The sequence below is a fragment of the Brucepastera parasyntrophica genome (assembly GCF_022376835.1).
Taxonomy (GTDB): domain Bacteria; phylum Spirochaetota; class Spirochaetia; order Treponematales; family Treponemataceae; genus Brucepastera; species Brucepastera parasyntrophica.
Genome location: NZ_CP084606.1, coordinates 2,668,843 through 2,687,500 on the forward strand (window position 1 = coordinate 2,668,843; position 18,658 = coordinate 2,687,500).

General features: G+C 45.8%; 16 protein-coding genes, 1 rRNA gene and 1 pseudogene (1 of these 18 cut by a window edge). 9 read left to right on the forward strand and 9 right to left on the reverse strand.

Annotated elements, in window-relative coordinates; genetic code table 11:
• Positions 1-38 precede the first annotated feature (38 nt).
• Together K7I13_RS12895 and K7I13_RS12900 are read right to left on the reverse strand one after the other, a co-directional pair.
• Positions 39-719 carry a rhomboid family intramembrane serine protease gene (locus K7I13_RS12895; RefSeq protein ID WP_369413675.1) on the reverse strand — a complete coding sequence of 227 codons (681 nt, stop codon included), beginning with the start codon at positions 717-719 and terminating at the stop codon, positions 39-41.
• Positions 709-1,488: an exodeoxyribonuclease III gene (locus tag K7I13_RS12900; RefSeq protein ID WP_255946337.1), complete on the reverse strand. Its 780-nt coding sequence runs from the start codon at positions 1,486-1,488 to the stop codon at positions 709-711. The genes K7I13_RS12895 and K7I13_RS12900 overlap by 11 nt, the downstream gene beginning before the upstream one ends.
• A gap of 83 nt (positions 1,489-1,571) precedes the next feature.
• Between K7I13_RS12900 and K7I13_RS12905 the strand changes: the two genes are divergently transcribed.
• The 3 genes and pseudogenes from K7I13_RS12905 to aat all read left to right on the forward strand — a co-directional run bounded on the left by K7I13_RS12905 (position 1,572) and on the right by aat (position 5,206).
• A complete protein-coding gene (locus tag K7I13_RS12905) occupies positions 1,572-1,877 on the forward strand; it encodes an ATP-dependent Clp protease adaptor ClpS (RefSeq protein ID WP_255946339.1) in 306 nt (101 codons plus the stop codon).
• A pseudogene (gene clpA, locus K7I13_RS12910) lies at positions 1,874-4,413 on the forward strand (ATP-dependent Clp protease ATP-binding subunit ClpA). The gene K7I13_RS12905 and the pseudogene clpA overlap by 4 nt, the downstream one beginning before the upstream one ends.
• Before the next feature lie 22 nt (positions 4,414-4,435).
• On the forward strand, positions 4,436-5,206 hold the full coding sequence (aat, locus tag K7I13_RS12915; protein ID WP_255946341.1) for a leucyl/phenylalanyl-tRNA--protein transferase: 771 nt from the start codon (positions 4,436-4,438) through the stop codon (positions 5,204-5,206).
• Between the two features lie 3 nt (positions 5,207-5,209).
• On the opposite strand, the gene K7I13_RS12920 is transcribed toward aat, so the two are convergent.
• The 6 genes from K7I13_RS12920 to groL form a co-directional block, all read right to left on the reverse strand.
• Positions 5,210-5,905 (reverse strand): response regulator transcription factor, encoded by a 696-nt coding sequence (locus K7I13_RS12920; protein WP_255946343.1) that lies wholly within the window; start codon positions 5,903-5,905, stop codon positions 5,210-5,212.
• Positions 5,895-6,044: an ATP-binding protein gene (locus tag K7I13_RS15750; RefSeq protein WP_369413758.1), complete on the reverse strand. Its 150-nt coding sequence runs from the start codon at positions 6,042-6,044 to the stop codon at positions 5,895-5,897. Before K7I13_RS15750 ends, K7I13_RS12920 begins: the two co-directional genes overlap by 11 nt.
• A complete protein-coding gene (locus K7I13_RS12925) occupies positions 6,026-6,721 on the reverse strand; it encodes a sensor histidine kinase (RefSeq protein WP_255946345.1) in 696 nt (231 codons plus the stop codon). Before K7I13_RS12925 ends, K7I13_RS15750 begins: the two co-directional genes overlap by 19 nt.
• Positions 6,722-6,942: 221 nt before the next feature.
• Positions 6,943-7,608 carry a hypothetical protein gene (locus K7I13_RS12930; protein ID WP_255946347.1) on the reverse strand — a complete coding sequence of 222 codons (666 nt, stop codon included), beginning with the start codon at positions 7,606-7,608 and terminating at the stop codon, positions 6,943-6,945.
• Positions 7,609-7,729: 121 nt separating this feature from the next.
• Positions 7,730-10,258 (reverse strand): tetratricopeptide repeat protein, encoded by a 2,529-nt coding sequence (locus tag K7I13_RS12935; protein WP_255946348.1) that lies wholly within the window; start codon positions 10,256-10,258, stop codon positions 7,730-7,732.
• Positions 10,259-10,430: 172 nt separating this feature from the next.
• On the reverse strand, positions 10,431-12,071 hold the full coding sequence (groL, locus tag K7I13_RS12940; RefSeq protein ID WP_255946349.1) for a chaperonin GroEL: 1,641 nt from the start codon (positions 12,069-12,071) through the stop codon (positions 10,431-10,433).
• A 253-nt stretch (positions 12,072-12,324) separates the two neighbouring features.
• Here groL and rnhA point away from each other — a divergent pair, with 253 nt between their 5' ends.
• The gene (rnhA, locus tag K7I13_RS12945) at positions 12,325-12,825 is read left to right on the forward strand and encodes a ribonuclease HI (RefSeq protein WP_255946350.1); all 501 of its coding nucleotides are present in this window, start codon (positions 12,325-12,327) and stop codon (positions 12,823-12,825) included.
• Between the two features lie 28 nt (positions 12,826-12,853).
• Here rnhA and K7I13_RS12950 read toward each other — a convergent pair whose 3' ends face one another.
• Complete coding sequence (locus K7I13_RS12950) at positions 12,854-13,078, reverse strand: YdbC family protein (protein WP_255946351.1); 225 nt, start codon at positions 13,076-13,078, stop codon at positions 12,854-12,856.
• Positions 13,079-13,183: 105 nt separating this feature from the next.
• Between K7I13_RS12950 and K7I13_RS12955 the strand changes: the two genes are divergently transcribed.
• The 5 genes from K7I13_RS12955 to K7I13_RS12975 form a co-directional block, all read left to right on the forward strand.
• A complete protein-coding gene (locus tag K7I13_RS12955; protein ID WP_255946352.1) occupies positions 13,184-14,581 on the forward strand; it encodes a hypothetical protein in 1,398 nt (465 codons plus the stop codon).
• 2 nt (positions 14,582-14,583) lie between these two features.
• Positions 14,584-15,348 (forward strand): LysM peptidoglycan-binding domain-containing protein, encoded by a 765-nt coding sequence (locus K7I13_RS12960; protein WP_255946353.1) that lies wholly within the window; start codon positions 14,584-14,586, stop codon positions 15,346-15,348.
• Positions 15,349-15,779: 431 nt separating this feature from the next.
• Positions 15,780-16,601, forward strand: coding sequence for a cytidylate kinase family protein (locus K7I13_RS12965; protein WP_255946354.1), 822 nt, complete (start codon positions 15,780-15,782; stop codon positions 16,599-16,601).
• A gap of 66 nt (positions 16,602-16,667) precedes the next feature.
• The gene (gene pgsA / locus K7I13_RS12970) at positions 16,668-17,258 is read left to right on the forward strand and encodes a CDP-diacylglycerol--glycerol-3-phosphate 3-phosphatidyltransferase (RefSeq protein ID WP_255946355.1); all 591 of its coding nucleotides are present in this window, start codon (positions 16,668-16,670) and stop codon (positions 17,256-17,258) included.
• A gap of 384 nt (positions 17,259-17,642) precedes the next feature.
• Positions 17,643-18,658 (forward strand): 16S ribosomal RNA (locus K7I13_RS12975); it runs 530 nt beyond the window's last position.

The window sequence follows — 18,658 nt, forward strand, 5'->3', positions numbered from 1 at the left end:
CTGTCGAGAAAAGTGTGAAAAAAACTTTCTCCCGGTGTTCAGCCTGATTCATTTTTCTTCTGGGGCGCCGCGGCAGTTTTTCCCGGCGGGAGCGTGTTTTTCCGGGCTGTTTCGCTTTTGATCGGAGGCTTTTTTCTTGGCGGGTTCTTTTTTGCGGATGAAGCTCTTTCGGGACTGAAAAATCCGAACAGGCTGCCGCAAAAACCGCCGGCAATATGCGCGAATTGTGAAATATTATCGTCTTTTACTATTGAGATGATTTCCCGCCCCAGATAGAGGGCTACTATCAGGATAAAGGTGAGGGGGATTTCATCTTTTCCGTGATTGGTGAATGAAGCCAGAAGAATCATCATAAACACAACTCCGGAGGCGCCCAGAAGGGGTTGAATGAAAAAACAGGCATTCAGGACCCCGGTGACAAAACCTGTGACGATAATCATTAACAGCATAGTAAAGGAGCCGTATGTTTCTTCCAGCATCGGGCCCAGCAGGAGAATATAAGCCATATTCCCGACAAGGTGGTTCCAGTCGGCGTGACCCGCGATATGGGTAAAAAGGCGCAGATAGAACAGCGGATTGGTTATATCGAAGGTCAGGGTTGTCGGCGCAGTAAAAAAGATACGGATAAGGTCCCTGTAAAAATACTGATTAATCAGTAAAACCAGTACGCAGACGAAGGCATAGGTGAGGGATGTCGGAGCATTATATTTAATTTTCATATATCAGTTTTACCGGACAATGGTCGGAACCGTATACATCTTTCAGGATGCTTGATTCTGTAACTTTGGAAATAAAAGAGTTGTTTACAGATATATAATCAATACGCCACCCGATATTTTTCTCTCTTGCGTTAAAACGGTAGCTCCACCAGCTGTAATGACCGGCGTCAGGGCAAAAATGCCGGAAAGTATCCGTATATCCCGAGTTTATGAAAGTATCCATCCAGGCGCGTTCTTCCGGGAGATACCCGGGGTTCTTTTCATTGCTTTTCGGGTTGGCAAGGTCTATTGGTTTGTGGGCGATATTATAGTCCCCGCAGAGAATGATATTTTTACCGGCTTTGGTCAGTCTGTTGCATGTTTCCAGTATCGCCGCGCAGAAATCAAGTTTATAGCCGAGCCGGGCCCCGGCTTCCTGGGAATTCGGAAAATAGGCTGAAATAACCGTTGCATCGGGAAATTCAGCGATCACGGTCCTGCCTTCATCATCAAATTCCGGGTAGCCGAAATCAATAATATTGAGCGGTTCTGTTTTGCTGTACAGGGCCGTTCCGGAATATCCCGGTTTTTTTGCGGAATTCCACCATGAAAAATATCCGGTGCCGTCCGGAAAAACCGGTTCGGTCAGCAGAAGATTCAATTGTCCCTTGTGTGCTTTTGTTTCCTGGAGGCAGAGTATGTCGGGATTTTCGGCAGCAAGCCAGTCAAGAAAGCCCTTTTTTTCAATTGCCCGGACGCCATTTACATTCCAGGAGACTATTGTTTTCATGAGATTATAATGACACGCAGAACAATGTATTTCAAGACAAAATAGTTGTTTCCTTATCAATTTTGCGTTATTAATATATATGTATGGAGTTTAAAAATGAAATTGGAAGTAAATCAGTTGTCTCGGAAGAAATCCAGGAACCTCCCCAATTTCGTGTGATTCTCTTAAACGATGATTATACAACCAAAGATTTCGTAGTATCGGTTCTTATATCTGTTTTTCATAAAACCAGTGATGATGCGCATAAAATTATGGAAAATGTTCACAATAAGGGCCGCGGCATTGTAGGAGTATATACCTATGATATTGCAGCAACCTGCTGTCTGGAAGTTCACGATATTTCACGGCAGAACGGCTTCCCGCTCAGGTGCATTATGGAGCAAATATGAAAATTGAAATAAGCAATATAGTCAAAGAAGTGCTTGACCAGGCATGGGATGACGCTAAACACAGAAACCACAGATATGTGACTCCTGAACATATCCTGCTTGCTGCGCTGAACCACCCTCCCGTGCTTAAGATTTTATCAATGTGCGGCGCTGATATTGCATATATTTACGACAACATAAATGATTATCTCAAGAAAAGAGTCCCTGTGCTGGCAGAGGCACGCGAACCGGTTCAGACCGTGGGGTTCCAGAATATATTCCAGCAGGCAATAATCCACTGTGAAAGCGCTGAAAAGCCTGTTCTGGAAATTTCGGATATTCTGGTAAGCCTGCTGGACCAGCATTATAACTATTGTTCATATTATATGCGCAAAAGCGGCCTCGACAGGCTTATGCTTCTGGAAATTATAAGTCACGGTAAAATTCCGGATGACGATCCCGATAAACCATATGAAGAACTTTCTGAAGAAAGTATTGAATACTTTCTCGATGAGAATATGTTTTCTGATGATCTCGGGGCAGAAAGTTATGAACAGGAACTCTACTCCGAGATGGCTGATCCTATCTCGGAAATATCCCGCATCTTTTCAGAGACGGACCGGGAAAAAGCCTCTGACAGTAAGAACCGGAAAAAAAGGGACGAGTCGGAGTCTTTTTCCGGCAATGACCCCCAGAAAAGCCGGAAAAGCATGCTCGGCCGTTATGCTGTTAATCTGACGGAACTTGCGCGCGAGGGTAAGCTGGAACCTCTGGTCGGACGGAAAGATGAACTGGAGCGGACAATTCAGGTTTTGTGCAGGAGAATGAAAAATAACCCTGTCCATGTCGGCGATGCTGGTGTAGGTAAAACTGCAATAACTGAAGGACTGGCGCAAATGATTGTTTCCAGGACCGTCCCCCCGCTCTTATATGATTATGAAATTTTCAGCCTCGATATGGGGTCTCTGGTTGCAGGGACAAAATTCCGCGGTGATTTTGAGGAGCGGATCCGCCGAATAATCGATGAATTGCTCAAAAAGATAAAACAATTCTTTTTATTGATGAAATCCATACGATAATAGGAGCCGGAGCTTCCAATGAAGGCGCCCTTGACGCCTCAAATTTACTGAAGCCTATATTAACTTCAGGAAAAATCCGCTGTATCGGTTCCACAACCTATGAGGAATACAATAAATATTTTGAAAAAGACCACGCCCTGTCCAGGCGTTTCCAGAAAATTGATATTGAAGAACCCTCGGAGCCGGAATCAGTCGAAATCCTGCAGGGCCTGAAAAAACGGTATGAAGAATTTCATGGCGTGACATATACTGACGAGGCAATCAATCTTGCTGTCAAACTTTCCGCATTGTATATAACCGAACGGCGGTTACCGGATAAGGCTATTGATATTATTGACGAAGCCGGCGCCCGGGCAAGAATGGCCTCTTCCTCTGCGGCTATTCGGAATTCCGGAGGTTTACAGGAAAAAACCCCGGAGGATGGGCAGAAAACCGAGACACCTGCTTCGGTCAGTCCTGAGCAGCTGCCCCTTATAGTGGACAGGGCCCTTATTGAATCTGTTGTGGCAAAAATTGCGCATATACCGGAGCGGACAATAACAACAGGGGAAACAGACCGGCTGAGAATGCTGGAGCCAGACCTCCATGCTTCCATTTTTGGACAGGATGAAGCTGTTGCGGCTGTTGTCAAAGCTGTTAAACGGTCCCGGGCCGGGTTCCGTTCACCGGGAAAACCCGTCGCGAATTTTCTCTTTGTCGGTCCTACCGGTGTCGGAAAGACGGAACTTGCCCGCAAACTGGCGGAAGAGCTCGGCGTCACCTTGTTCCGTTTTGATATGAGTGAATATCAGGAAAAGCACACGGTAAGCAGACTTATCGGTTCTCCCCCGGGCTATGTCGGATTTGACGAAGGAGGACTTCTTACAGACGCAGTGCGGAAGCAGCCCCATGCTGTTCTTCTGCTCGATGAAATTGAAAAGGCCCATCCTGATATATTCAACATTCTTCTCCAGATTATGGATTACGCGACACTTACTGATAATCAGGGCAGAAAGGCTGATTTCAGGAATATCATTTTAATTATGACCAGCAATGCCGGAGCCAGAGATATAGGAAAACCAATGATCGGATTCGGCGAACAGGAAGTAACGGGGGCCGCCATACATGAGGCAATTGAAAGAATTTTTACTCCCGAATTCCGCAACAGGCTTGATGCCGTTGTCCGTTTTGAGCATCTTTCAAAGCAGATAATGGAATCCATTGTACGAAAAGAGCTTGACGCTGTCCGGATCCAACTGGCAGAAAAAAAGGTCATCCTTGATGTGGACGACAAAGTAGTTTCCCATTTGGCTGAAGCGGGCTATTCCCCGGAATTCGGAGCAAGAAATTCTTCGCGGATAATCGAGGAAACAATAACCACAGCCCTTGTTGATATGGTCCTTTTCGGCAGTTTGTCTGAAGGCGGAACGGTCCATGTCCGGTATGATGAGCAGGCACAGAATAATATTCTTCTGGTTGCAGAACCTGCCGCCGTATAATTACAGGGACGGATATTCCATTATGACTGACGGGGAAAAAAAACGGCAGACGCCGGATTTTCCTTTTCTTGAAATTGATACCTTTTTCCGCTTTCCCGAACCGGAGGATACCGACAGTACTGTTGTTGCTGTCGGTGGGAATCTTTCGCCGGGCATGCTGGTTTCCGCATACACACAGGGAATTTTCCCGTGGTTTAATGACGATGATCCATTGCTCTGGCACTCCCCTGATCCCCGTTTTGTAATTTTACCGGAAACGTTTCATATACCCTCGCGGCTTGCCCGCGAAATCAAGCGGTATCCGTTCGAAATACGGGTTGATACCGCTTTCGAGCGGGTGATAACCTTCTGTTCATCGATTTCGCGGCCGGACCAGGACAGCACCTGGATAACAGATGATATAATCGAGGCATATATACGGCTGCACAGAGAAGGCCTTGCGCATTCTGTGGAAGCCTGGAAAGGCAATGAACTCGCGGGCGGTTTTTTCGGTGTACATATCGGACAGGCTTTTTTCGGGGAATCAATGTTTACCCGCATAGACGGAGCCTCAAAAGCCGCATTCGCGATTTTTGCCGGTTATTTTTTTTCACACATGCAGGGAAAATTTATTGATTCACAGGTTTATACGGACCATATAGCGCGGTTCGGCGGGGTAAATATTTCCCGTTATGCGTATCTCCGAAAACTGAACGAAGCGCTGGGTTTTTCCCCTGACAGGACAGAAATTAATCCCGGTAATATTTTGGAAAAGCGCGGACTCTGGCCATCCGGTATGCTGCAGAACGCATAACGGTTACGGTCTGGTAAATTTATATCCGATTCCTCGAATAGTATGTATATACTTTGACACATCCTTTACATCTCCCATTTTCTGTCTGAGCCTGGCAACATGAACGTCAATGGTCCTTGTTGTTATATCCGAATCATAGCCCCAGACAGTATTCAAAAGTTCTTCCCGTGAAATAATAGTATCTTCATGCCGGTAAAAGTAATCGAGCAGCTTGATTTCCTGGGCGGAAAGGGAATATTCTTTATCATCCGTTATTATGAATCCTCTCTTTAGATCAATGGATAAATTGCTGCCCGGTTTTTTCTGGTAGGTGTCTATAGCCTGGGCCGAGGCCTCCGCTCTGCGCAGGAGGGCCTCGATACGGGCCAGAAGCTCCGACATGTCAAAAGGTTTCGCCAGATAATCGTCGGCCCCCATTTTAAGCCCGAGAACCTTGTCTGCGACCTGACCAAGCGCCGTAAGCATGAGAATCGGAACTAAAAGTCCCGACGAACGGATGGATTTGCAAATATAAAAACCATCCTTTCCCGGAAGCATAACATCAAGTATTATGAGATCATAGTTTCCCGTGAGGGCTTTCTCCTCGCCGTCTATTCCATTTGTGCTTGATTCAAATATATATCCTTCCGCTTCCAGCCGGTCCCCAACAGTCACTATCAATCCGGGTTCATCTTCTATCATTAATATCTTAGTCGCCATACAATTCTTCTCCCCTATATAATGGTAATATAATAATAAAAGTGCTTCCGGTGTCGATTTTGCTTTCAAGTCTTATAGATCCATTATGCAGGGCAACAATTCGTTTTACCAGGTTTAATCCTATTCCATTACCGGGGATTTGATTGAAAACCGCTTTTTCCCGCGTACAAAGGGTTCAAAGATGCTTTTCTGCTCCTGCGGGGAAATTCCGGAACCCCTGTCCCGGAATTTTATTACCACATGGTTTGATTTTTTTCTTTTTCCGGCAAATTCTACAGAAACAAAAATTCCTAAATACTTTCCCTGCGCGGCATGCCGGACAGCGTTTTGTGCAATATTCTGAAAAACGGATTCAAGGGCTATTTTGTCGCCATAGACAAAAACCGGGTCCTTCGGCAGGATAATTTCCGTTGAAAATTCAAGTTCTTCGCGCTCTTCTTCGGTGAATTTAAGCGCTGCCTGGATTAATTCCGCAATACTGCAGACTTCAGGCCGGATTCTGGACGCGGTATTTGTGTTTGAATACAATAAATAGTGTTCAATGGTGATACTCAGTCTGGTCGCTTCTTTTTTTATCATTTGACCGTACTGCTCGGCTTTCAGTTTATCCTTGACAAGTCCGTCCGTTAAATTCTGCGCTGCGCTCGAAATTACGGCAAGCGGTGTCTTCAGCTCATGGGTTATTGTTGCAATGAATTCCATCTGGCTTGTTACAAGCTGGCGCGAACGGCGGGTAACCTCAACCAGAGTTACCATCCCGATTATTAATATAATCAGAATACTGAAGCTTATTACGGCATTGCGGACTGTGGCCATACTTGACATATCCGCCAGCGAACGATTTTTGTGGATGATCTGGATTGATATATTTCCGAAAATATGGGTCTGAATTTCCTCTGAAAAGAAGGGCAGAATATCATTATATTCATCCGCGCTGGAATAATACGCGGACCTGTATCCGCTGCTTGCGCGGACCGGCGAAGGGGCTGTTTCCGCATATATATTTTGACTGGCGAGGCATATCTCGACATCGGGGATTAAAAATAATCTTCCCGGTAATTTGTCATTGTTGTATAAATCAGCGAGTTATCCTGGTTGTTTATGATCCTGTAATCATATAAATCAACGGACTCGAGATTTTCCTGGGCCAGCGTCGGGATAACATCCTGTAAAACGATGGAACGGTCTATAACATACAATACTGAAATATTACTTTGTTTATAGTCAAGCGGAATGTAAATTCTGATTTCCGTATTGCAGGAGTCCGGAAAAGATTCCAGGAATTCCTGTGTTGTATGGGAACGGTTTATTTCTTTCAGTATTTGACTGTCCGTGACTATATCAAGGCTGTCATCATTCCATTCATGCACCACCTGTCCCTCATTTTCAATGATATAAATGTTTTTTATCATTTGGGGATTAATGGCGTAATATTTCCAGAATTGGTAACGTTCAAACAGGATATTTGTCAGTGTTATATTCTCGTTTATTTTGGTATGCACAAGTGAAGGAAAAATCATTATTTCATTCCGTACCCGCTTTGACAGATTTCTTGCGGAATCATACATGCTTTCCTGAATTCTGTATTTTTCCCTGTTATTCAGTTCCTGCAGCCAGTTAAACTGGTTCCATGCAAGAATGGCCAGTAAGGGTATCATGCTGAGGATGAGTATCCATGAAAATAAGAATCTCTTATGTTTCATACCTTATATTCTATCCCAAATTGAAGATAAATGAAACTTGGTTTTTTTGTGGAAGCGGAATTTTACATCTGTGTAATAATAAAGACTGAATACAATTTTTTGAAAAAAAACATGAAAAACGCTATTTTTTCTGTTGCCACTGGTTAAGCAGCCAGATAATATCCTGGCTTATGAGTTTGAGCGGTTTATTGCATTTTCTGCAGTAAAACCGGCCATCTTCACCCAGATTTTCCTTTGCGCATCCGATACAGTAATTTTTTCCGCACTTCGGGCAGGTCCCTGCCGGTAAATCGTCCGGCGGCTGTGCAGTGATATGCAGAATTCCCTGAGGAGGAATATTTTTCGGCGTATCCCAGCTCCGACCGCATTCCGAGCAGCGGATTGTATTTACTGTCTGTTCGCGTATTTCCTTTTCAAGTTTATCCGCCAAATCTCCTGCCTGAAGCTTTCTGAGCTTTCCGGGAATTTCCGCGGCTTTTTCGGTTCGTCCCGTTGCGAGATATACGCCGCTCAATTCATAAAACAGCTCCGGATTGTCCGGAAATTCATTCAGCCCCTGAATCAGGGAAACCTCGGATCGGGTAAATTCTCCTTTTCGCCCGGCAAGATAGCTGATAAGTTTATATAAACGGGGCGTCCGTTCTATCTCAAAGGCTTTTCCCAGCATATCATCAGCCTCATTAAAAAGGTCCTGTTCTATACAATTCGCCGCATAATCAGTTACAAGTTCTGTATCGGAAGGATTGAGCTTTAATGCTCTCTGATACCAACTGTGCGCTTCTTCATATCTGCCGTCCGCAACAAGCAAATTGGCCCCCGCGTGAAGCAATTCCGCATCATCAGTATCAAGAAAATGCAGAATTTCTTCCAGTTTTCCCATTTTCCGCCTGATTTCCGCATAATTAATGAGAACAGGATTTTCTTCCGGAAGCAGATCCCTTGCTTTGAGAATGTGCTCTTCAGCTTTCGCGAAATCCCCTGCTGTAAGGGATTTTTGCGCGGCGAGGTTAAATACCCAGCCGTTGCCGGAATCTGTTTCCAGCGCCCGGGTTAATGCATCCGTGCAGTCCTGACCGTCGGAGAAAAGGGTTTCCGCCAGACGGAAGTAATACAAGCCGCAGTCAGGTTCGAGTTCCGCCGCTTTTTCCAGGGACTCTATAGCTTCTTTCTTTTTTTTTTGCCCTGACAAAACCATTCCGTATAAATACCATACCGCGGAATCGGCCGTGTTTCCGTCTATCGCCGTTTTCAGATAACGCAGGGCTTCTTCCGTTTTTCCCACTGCATACAGGTATTTTCCATGTATCCCTGAAATCTCCGCATCATCCGGGTACATTTCATCAAGAAGCCTGACGGTTTCTTCAAGATCAGTATATTCTTCATTTTTCAGGAAAATACGGGCCGCATTTAAAAGCGGCTGCTTCGCCTTTTCAGGAAACCCGTCAGCCATCAATTCTCTTCCTGCATTGTAGGAAAAAAGCCCCTGATCAGGGTTAAGCAAGGATGCTGTATTGTAGGCATTCGCGGCCTTTTCATGATCTCCGTTTTCCGAGTATAGGTGTCCCTGCAGATTGGAAAGAAAAATATTGCCGTTTTTATCTTCAGAAGAAAGTGTCCCCATCAGGGTTTCGAGGTCTTTAATCCGGTGCTGCATATAATAAATCCCGCCGAGTTCGGCGGCGGCCTGGATATTCGCCGGTTCGAGTTCCAGGGCTTTTTTTACAGCATTTTCCGCTTCGGGATAGAGTCTCTGGGCGAGGTAAATCTGGCCAAGCAGTAAAAATAGTTCAGGATTAGCGGAGCCGTTTATATTTGTTTTTTTTAATTCCAGAATAGCCGGAACATATCTGCCCATTGCATACCACGTCTGCGCCAGATTTATACGGGCCTCATCAGGAATCCTCAAAAACTGGTTCCAGCGGGTATACTGGGTTTCCACTTCTATTGGCCGCGATTCAATGGCTATGGCATTCAGAATAACCGTTTTTGAGTCATCCTCATTCCAGTTCTGACCCGCAAATGCAATATTGCCCGGGGCCTGGATAGTATCGTCCATACACTCGGCAAGCCAGTTGTCATTAAGAATAAAGGTAAAACTGGTTCCCTGCGCGATTATCCGGAGTGAAAAAACATTCTTTTGTGTATAGGGCAGGGCCGCCGCGTTCTGCTCGTCAGCAGTTTCCGGGGCGTTTTGCGGGATCATTTCCGTCCAGCCGAGAACAGGAAAGGGAGTGCTGTTTATTACCGCATCAAACCGGAGAAGTCCGGTATCCGAAACAAGCACGCTGTAAAAAGTGCCTCCATTCAGATATCTGAAAAGAAATCCCGCCGCGGAACTTCCCGCCTTATTTTTTTCGCCGCTTTCCGTATTTGTCCCGGTGCCGTCGGGAAATTGCAGCAGCGCTTCCAGTACAAAATCCCGGTAACGGTATACAGGATTCATTGTCCAGGCAAACAGGTTTTTTTTCTTCATGGAGAGAGAAAGTCCCTGCCCGGTTATTTCTGAACTGTAAGATTCATGAAATTCCGTATTAAACCGTATCTGGCCTTCTTTTTGAAAATCCGTCTGCCACAGTTCTTCGGCAAGCGCGTCGGGGTCAGTATTCTCTGTTTTTTTTGTATTGAAAAGCCGTTTCAGAAATGAAAACATATATAAAAAAATACCTCAAAAAAAAATGTATGTCTACGGAAGTAAGGAAAATAACGCCGCTTCTGTAAGCCGGAATATATAAATAAAAAGGCTGTCCGGTTTTTCCGGACAGCCTTTCAGTTTTACTCATCTGTATACCGCCGCATTTTCTGCGGCAGATACCGGAGGGGAATTAATACATTCCGCCCATACCGCCCATGTCGCCGCCGGCAGGAGCCGCAGGCGGGTTCTTTTCAGGTATATCGGTAATGGCGCATTCCGTCGTAAGAAGCAGGCTCGCAACAGAGGCCGCGTTCTGCAGCGCGGAACGGGTAACCTTTGCCGGATCACTGATCCCAACCTTCATCATATCCACCCATTCCTGTTTCGCGGCGTCAAATCCGATGCCTTTCTTTTCATTTTTTGCGCGCTCGGCAATAACCGCTCCGTCTATATCTGCGTTTTCCGCAATCTGGCGGATTGGCTCTTCAAGGGCCCGTTTAACGATCTTGAAACCGAACACTTCGCTTTCCGTAAGAGCGGATGTGTCCGCCTTATCAAGGGCGGCGGAAGCCTGAATCAGCGCCACCCCGCCTCCGGGAACAATCCCTTCTTCCAGACCTGCGCGGGTCGCGGACAGGGCGTCTTCAACTCTGTGTTTCTTTTCTTTCATTTCAACTTCGGTAACCGCGCCGATATTGATAACCGCGACGCCGCCCGCGAGTTTTGCCAGACGTTCTTTCAGTTTTTCCTTGTCATAATCAGAGGAAGATTCATCGATCTGCGCCTTGATCTGTGCCACGCGGTCTTTGATTTCCTTTGATTTTCCGGCGCCGTCAATGATAGTCGTATTGTCCTTATCAATCTTGACGCTTTTTGCCTGGCCCAGCTGGGAAATATCGGTATTTTCCAGCTTGAGACCGAGTTCTTCGGAAATAACCTCGCCGCCGGTAAGAATTGCGATATCTTCAAGCATGGCCTTTCTTCTATCGCCGAACCCGGGCGCCTTGACCGCACAGGTTTTAAGCGTACCCCGGAGACTGTTTACAACCAGAGTCGCGAGGGCTTCTCCGTCAACATCTTCCGAAATAATAAGAAGAGGACGGCCCGACTGGGCGATTTTTTCAAGGAGAGGAAGCATATCTTTCATATTGGATATTTTTTTATCGTGAATGAGAAGATAGGGATTCTCAAATACGGTCTCCATCCGGTCCCTGTCCGTCACAAAATAGGACGAAATATAACCGCGGTCGAACTGCATACCTTCAACATAGTCGGTTGTAGTATCCATGGTTTTAGCTTCTTCCACAGTGATAACACCGTCTTTACCGACTTTTTCAATTGCGTCCGCAATGATTTTTCCGATTTCTTCGTCATTGTTTGCCGAAACTGAAGCGACATGAGCGACTTCATCGGAACCCTTGATTTCTTTTGAAACCTTCTTGATTTCATCGACAGCAATAACCACAGCCTTATCAATACCCCTTTTCAGTTCGATAGGAGTCATTCCTGCTGCGACTGCTTTTAAGCCTTCTTTTACCATTGCATAGGCAAGAACGGTTGCTGTTGTAGTACCGTCACCGGCAACATCATTTGTTTTTGTTGCAACTTCCTTAAGAAGCTGGGCTCCCATATTTTCATAGGGATCTTCAAGTTCAATTTCTTTTGCAACGGAAACACCGTCTTTTGTCACAATCGGTGCGCCGAATTTCTTGTCGATAAGAACATTCCGGCCCTTTGGCCCAAGCGTTACTTTCACTGCCTGTGAAATCTGTTCAACACCGGAAAGCAGCTTTTTGCGTGCATCTTCGTTAAACATTAACTGTTTCGCCATTTTAATTCTCCTTATTTTCTACCTGTTATGGTATTGTAATACAATAACTCGCAGCACATATACAAGCTGCAAAATTTTTATGTTTATGTAATAAAATATCGAAAATGACAGGAAACGGCAAGTATCTGCATTCTGTTCAGGCATTTTTATTCCTGCCCTGTTTCTTGATTCATCTGTTTCAAAACCGCTATACTGTCTGACAGTGCCGGGCTTCTTTTCAGCATACCTGCCGCGGCAGGAACAAGGAAACAATATGAATGATACTAAAACCAACGGATCTGTTCAACGGCATATCAGAATATATACTGACGGCGGCTGTTCCGGCAATCCTGGACCCGGCGGCTGGGGCTTTGTTATCGTGGACGAAACGGAAGCTGGTGAAAAAAAGGAAGTCATCTGTTCGGGCGGAGAAAAACTGACAACAAATAACCGGATGGAATTGAATGCGGTTATCAAAGCCCTCGAAACAGTATCGGATTCAGCCGGCTTTGCCGGCCGGAAAATAACCGTTTACACGGATTCCCAGTATGTCCAGAAAGGCATAACCGAATGGATCCGCACCTGGAAAAAAAACAGCTGGAAAACAGCGGCCAAACAGCCCGTAAAGAACAGAGACCTGTGGGAAATCCTTGACGCACTTTCGTCAAAACTTGACCTGTCCTGGGAATGGGTAAAAGGCCATGCCGGCATATATTATAATGAATTGTGTGACGAACTAACTCAAAAAGAAATAAAGAAATTCTCAGAAAACTGAACCGTTTTCCGGCCCGGTCAGCTGATTTTCAGATTTCCATTTCGTTAAGAAGGTTTCTGAGCATGATCAGTTCCTCCTGCGTCAGGGTGAGTCCCTTGCCCATCTTTTTATGATCCGGAGACCAGCTCCGTATGTCATATTTTGCGGGACGGCCTCCCCATGAAACGGAATTGACTTCCATTTTCCATCCGCTTTTTGACTCCGACAAACTGCCGAAATTTTTGACTATTTCATAACTGAATTCATCAGACATATACTTCCTCCTGCTGAATAAAGAAATTATACCATAAATCAGAAAAAAACTTGTAACAAAAAGCGATTGCGTGTAGTATATTACATATAATTGGGGAGGTTCCTGATGAAAGCGAAAAAAAGAAAGATTGTAATCCTTTGCAGTATAGTTTTTATTTTCATGTTTGCTGCCTGTAAAAGCACCCCTGCTGCGGTTGAGGAAGAACCCCAGCCTGTTGAAGAGATCGTTGTTGAGGAAGAAGTACCTCCCGCCATTGATGAAGACCTGACCGCTCTGAAGGAGCAGGCCGAGGCTCTCCGGGCTGAATGTATTGAAATGGGAGTGGATTCATACCGTCCCGATTTATGGGATCAGGCTGAACAGTCTTTTAATGACGGTATGGACGCCTATGGAACCGATTATGATGTGGCCCAGGCTTCCTTTATAAACGCAATCGGACTGTACAAACAGATAAAAGAATTGGCCTATGCGGATAATCTTGCCGCCCTTGACGCAAAACTCCAGACCCTCCGTGAAAAAGCCCTCGCGGCCGGGGCAAACAGTTACTATCCTGAACAGTTTGCCGCCGCCGAAGATGCCGCCGCTGAATTTGCGGCGCTTCTGGAAAGTGAAGATACTGCAGCTGCAGCTGCAGCAGGAAATACTGCAATTATGCGCTATCAGATCCTCCTTGACGGCATTGAAATAATAAATCTGAAGCAAAAAATAGTGCAGAACGGTTTCGACATTTATGATCCTGACACCTTCCAGCTCGCCGGAGAAAAATACGATGAAGTATTTTTGAACTACGGTATTTCTGATGATGTTGCCCTCGCCTCGGTTGGTGAAAGCGTAAAGCTGTACCGCCAGGTCCTGAACGGCGGTTTCCAGATTCTGTCAGAGGATGTTATAGAAAAAACAAATGAAATCCGCGCGCTGTGCGACTCAATCAGGGCCCACCGGGCCATGCCTGACGCCTATGATACTGCCCTGTGGCTGTACCAGCAGGCTGATTCTTATGCAGCGGCAGGTGACTGGGAATCCGCGTACGCTTCCTATTCTGCTTCAATGGTCGCGTTCAGCGAACTGTATGAGGAAGTTATCCTGAAACGGAACCAGGCTGATATGGCGATTGAAGCCGCCCGGACCCGCCAGGAAGAGACTTCAGAACTTGCCCATCACGCCGATGAAATTGCCCCGCTTCCGGATGACGCTGAAGGCTTCTCGGATGATGAAGATATTCCTGCCGATCCTGAAGAAGAAACCGTTATTATCATAACAATAGAAGATGATCCGGATGAGTATTCCGTCTATTCCGGGGACGATGACCAGGATTTCTGGGCTGGAGACGAATATGATGATTCAGAAGCATCAGACGGGGACGGTTATGTTGAATCAACCGAACTGGAAGATGATGACGCGTTTTATTTTGACGATTATGAAGTAGAAGATTACGACGATGACTGGTATCAATATGAAGGTGCAGATATTTCTGCTGAAAATACTGCTTCGGTGGAGGAATGAAAATGAAAAAGATCTTTTCTATATTAATTTTTGGTTTGCTTGGAGCGGCCGTCCTTTTTGCAGTATCATATGATAATAATGAATACCAGCGCCGGAGCCGGGCCCTGACCCGCCAGGCTCAAATTGCCTATGATGACGGCGATTATGATGCGGCCGTTGCATATGCAAATGAAGCTGAAAGAAATGCGGAACTCTCGGCCCTGTACATTGAAAGCATGCTCAGCAGGGCTGAAGCGCAGACAGAACTATACCGCGCGGGGACACGCCGTACCTGGGCAAAAGACAAAAAGGCCGAAACCTATTTTCCTTCCGCGCTTGAATCCGCCGAAGGATACATTATTTCAGCCCAGCAGTCCTTCAGCGAAGGCGAACAGAACCTGACCGCCAGGGACTTTTCCCATTCAATGGAGAAATTTGCCGCCGCGAAACTGGCTGCCCAAAACGCCGTCGCTGCGCTTTCCGTCGTACGGGAAATAATTCCGCTGCCCGCCACATACGAAGTTGACCCCTGGGATGAATCAAAGGACTGTTTCTGGAATATCGCGGCAAATCCGGCGGTATACGGCGATCCCATGAAGTGGGAGGAGCTGTACAAGGCGAACAGGAGTTCCCTCAAACGTCCTTCAAATCCCAATCTTATAATGCCCGGAATGATCGTAACAATACCGAGCATTGCCGGTGAAATTCGCGAAGGCCTGTATGATCCTTCCATAAAGTATGAACCTTTCAAAGAACAGATAAAGAACCTGCCCGAACAGAAACAATAAAAGCTGCAGGATCAGATAAAATACCCCGGAAAAGGATCCGGGTATTTTATTCGAGGCGAGGGTTTAATCAGCCTGCGGTTGGTTCTGTAAGGTAATGGATTTAACGGCCGCTTGCGCGACCTGCGAATCCCCCAGAGCGAAGGGCGGCCCTGCTCTGCGGTGGTTTTTTAACAACCTATAAAAACGTTAGTTTTTGTAGATTTCATGGTATTAAACCCGAGACCAATTCCACGGGAGAGAAAAATACTCCGCTGCTCTGCGGCGGGGTATTTTATTTTAAACCAGCTTTGACAGAATCCGAATAAGGATTTATCCTTATATATAGGGATAATATTCCAATCCGGAACATTTTTTAAACCGGTCCGGGTTTTGAAATGCTCCGGCCCGGCATGTTTCTGTCAGGAAATGCTGTTCAACAGGAGGAATGATATATGGCAATAATTACTATTTCAAGGCAGATAGCTGCTCTAGGCGACGAAACCGCGTCCGAGCTGGCCCGGCAAATGGGCTATACCTTTATTAACCGGAAAATGATAGAAGCCGATTTGCTGAAATTCGGCATCACGGAAGAAAAGCTCCGCAAATATGATGAAAGAAAGCCTGGTTTCTGGGCGTCCCTTGCGCGTGACAGAGATGAATACTTTGACTATCTCAGGGAAACAATTTATGAACGGGTAAAAGACGGTAACTGTGTCTGCATAGGCCGCGGCAGTTATGCCATCCTGAGCGATATTCCGGGCTGTTATTCCGTCCGGCTGGTCGCCCCCGATCCGGTCCGGCTTTCGCGGCTTATGAAGGAATTTTCATGGACTGAAAAACAGGCGATGGCCCTGATGCAGGAAAGTGACCAGAACCGAATGGGCTACCACAAATGCTTTTTTAACATCGATAACGATGATCCGTCAATATATGACATGGTCCTGAATACTGCCTCGATAACCGCGGAACAAGCCGCAAAGATTGTCGCAAACGCCTGTGAGAATTCCATTGACCCGAAAGCTTCTTCCGTCGGATTAAAACTGATTGCGGACCGTCTGGTTGCCCAAAGAATTGTTAACCATCTCGCCTTTGACCTGAAGCTCCCGATCCATTTTCTTGAGGCCACGACAGCTGATGAGGAAATTGTCCTGCATGGCGTTGCGGACTCTCCCGCAGTTATCGAAAAGGCCGTCTCGATTGCCCAGTCAATGGCTGCCGGTAAAAAAATTACTTCAGGAATAAGCATTGTACAGGAGTATAAAACCTATTTATAACAGAGGCTGCGGTCTGTTTGGAAAAATCCTCTTGACACTTCTTATTCCAAGTGGGATAGTTTGAAAATGAAATTATCCCATTTTTTTACTACAGTACGTCTTGTTCTGGCTCCTGTTTTTTTTGTGCTGTATTTTTTACCCGAATACTATGCTTCATTTAACATAATTTCCGCTTATATTCTGATTCCGCTCTTTATTTTTATGGAATTTACCGATTTCCTTGATGGATTTTTCGCGCGGAAAAATAAACAGGTAAGCGATTTCGGCAAACTGTTTGATCCTTTTGCCGATGTAATGGCCAATTTAACCGTATTACTTGTTTTTACGCTGGCAAATTATCTTCCATCTATATTTTTCCTCTTGATTCTTTATCGTGAAATGAGTATGATGTTTATACGGATGCTGGCCAGCAGGCAGGGGATAACCATTGCCGCCAGAAAAAGCGGAAAGCTGAAAACGGTTTTGTATATTATTGCTGCCGGGTTTTCGCTGCTGCTTGAATCCTGTTCGAGAATAGATATAAACGTTTCATTTTTGGAAATGTATGGAAAAACAATTAATTACGGGCTGTATATAATAGCCCTGCTTGTTTCTCTGCTGTCTTTTGCTGACTATTTGATTCATTTTATACCTCAAATAGTAAAAGACCAAAACTGAAAATATTATCATCATTTTCTCATACTTTTTGTCATCATTTTGTGATGGTTCTTTTCCCGCGAATTTTCTGTAAAAAAGAGCGAAAAAAGAGAAAAAAGAGTTGACAAGAGCTAAGAAGGTGTAGTATATTCGATTCACTCGCGATTTTACCGAAATGGGGCGCGGGTATGCAGATCTTTGAAAATAAAGGGAAGGGAAAGAAGGACGCTGTTTGAACGGTGCAAACCGTTTGAAATGGTGAGGTTCAAAAGAGCATTGAAAGAAAGCCTCGAGGCTCACGCGGGAGAGAATCCTGCGTGAAACCTTGAAAATTCCTTAAAAATAAGAAAAAGGGAACTGGCTTGAAATGAGATATCTAGCGGTCTTCGGACCGATAGAGAATAAATCATGGAGAGTTTGATCCTGGCTCAGAACGAACGCTGGCGGCGCGTCTTAAGCATGCAAGTCGAACGGCAAGGGAGAAGCTTGCTTCTCCCCTAGAGTGGCGGACTGGTGAGTAACACGTGGGTGACCTACCCTTGAGATGGGGATAGCCATTAGAAATAGTGGATAATACCGAATACGCTTATTTTACTATGGTGAGATAAGGAAAGGAGCTAAGGCTCCGCTCGAGGATGGGCCCGCGTCCCATTAGCTAGTTGGTGAGGTAAGAGCCCACCAAGGCGACGATGGGTATTCGGCCTGAGAGGGTGTACGGACACATTGGGACTGAGATACGGCCCAAACTCCTACGGGAGGCAGCAGCTAAGAATATTCCGCAATGGACGAAAGTCTGACGGAGCGACGCCGCGTGGATGACGAAGGCCGAAAGGTTGTAAAATCCTTTTGCCAATGAAGAATAAGCATGGGAGGGAATGCCTGTGTGATGACATTAGTTGGTGAATAAGCCCCGGCTAATTACGTGCCAGCAGCCGCGGTAACACGTAAGGGGCGAGCGTTGTTCGGAATTATTGGGCGTAAAGGGCATGTAGGCGGTTTTGGAAGCCTGATGTGAAATCCTGCAGCTTAACTGTAGAATTGCATTGGGAACTGCAAGACTTGAATCACAGAGGGGAAACTAGAATTCCAGGTGTAGGGGTGGAATCTGTAGATATCTGGAAGAATACCGGTGGCGAAGGCGGGTTTCTAGCTGATGATTGACGCTGAGGTGCGAAAGTGTGGGGAGCAAACAGGATTAGATACCCTGGTAGTCCACACCGTAAACGATGTACACTAGGCGTAGGGGCAAGAGCTTCTGTGCCAAAGCTAACGTGATAAGTGTACCGCCTGGGAAGTATGCCCGCAAGGGTGAAACTCAAAGGAATTGACGGGGGCCCGCACAAGCGGTGGAGCATGTGGTTTAATTCGATGGTACGCGAGGAACCTTACCTGGGTTTGACATATAGAGGAATGCGGTAGAG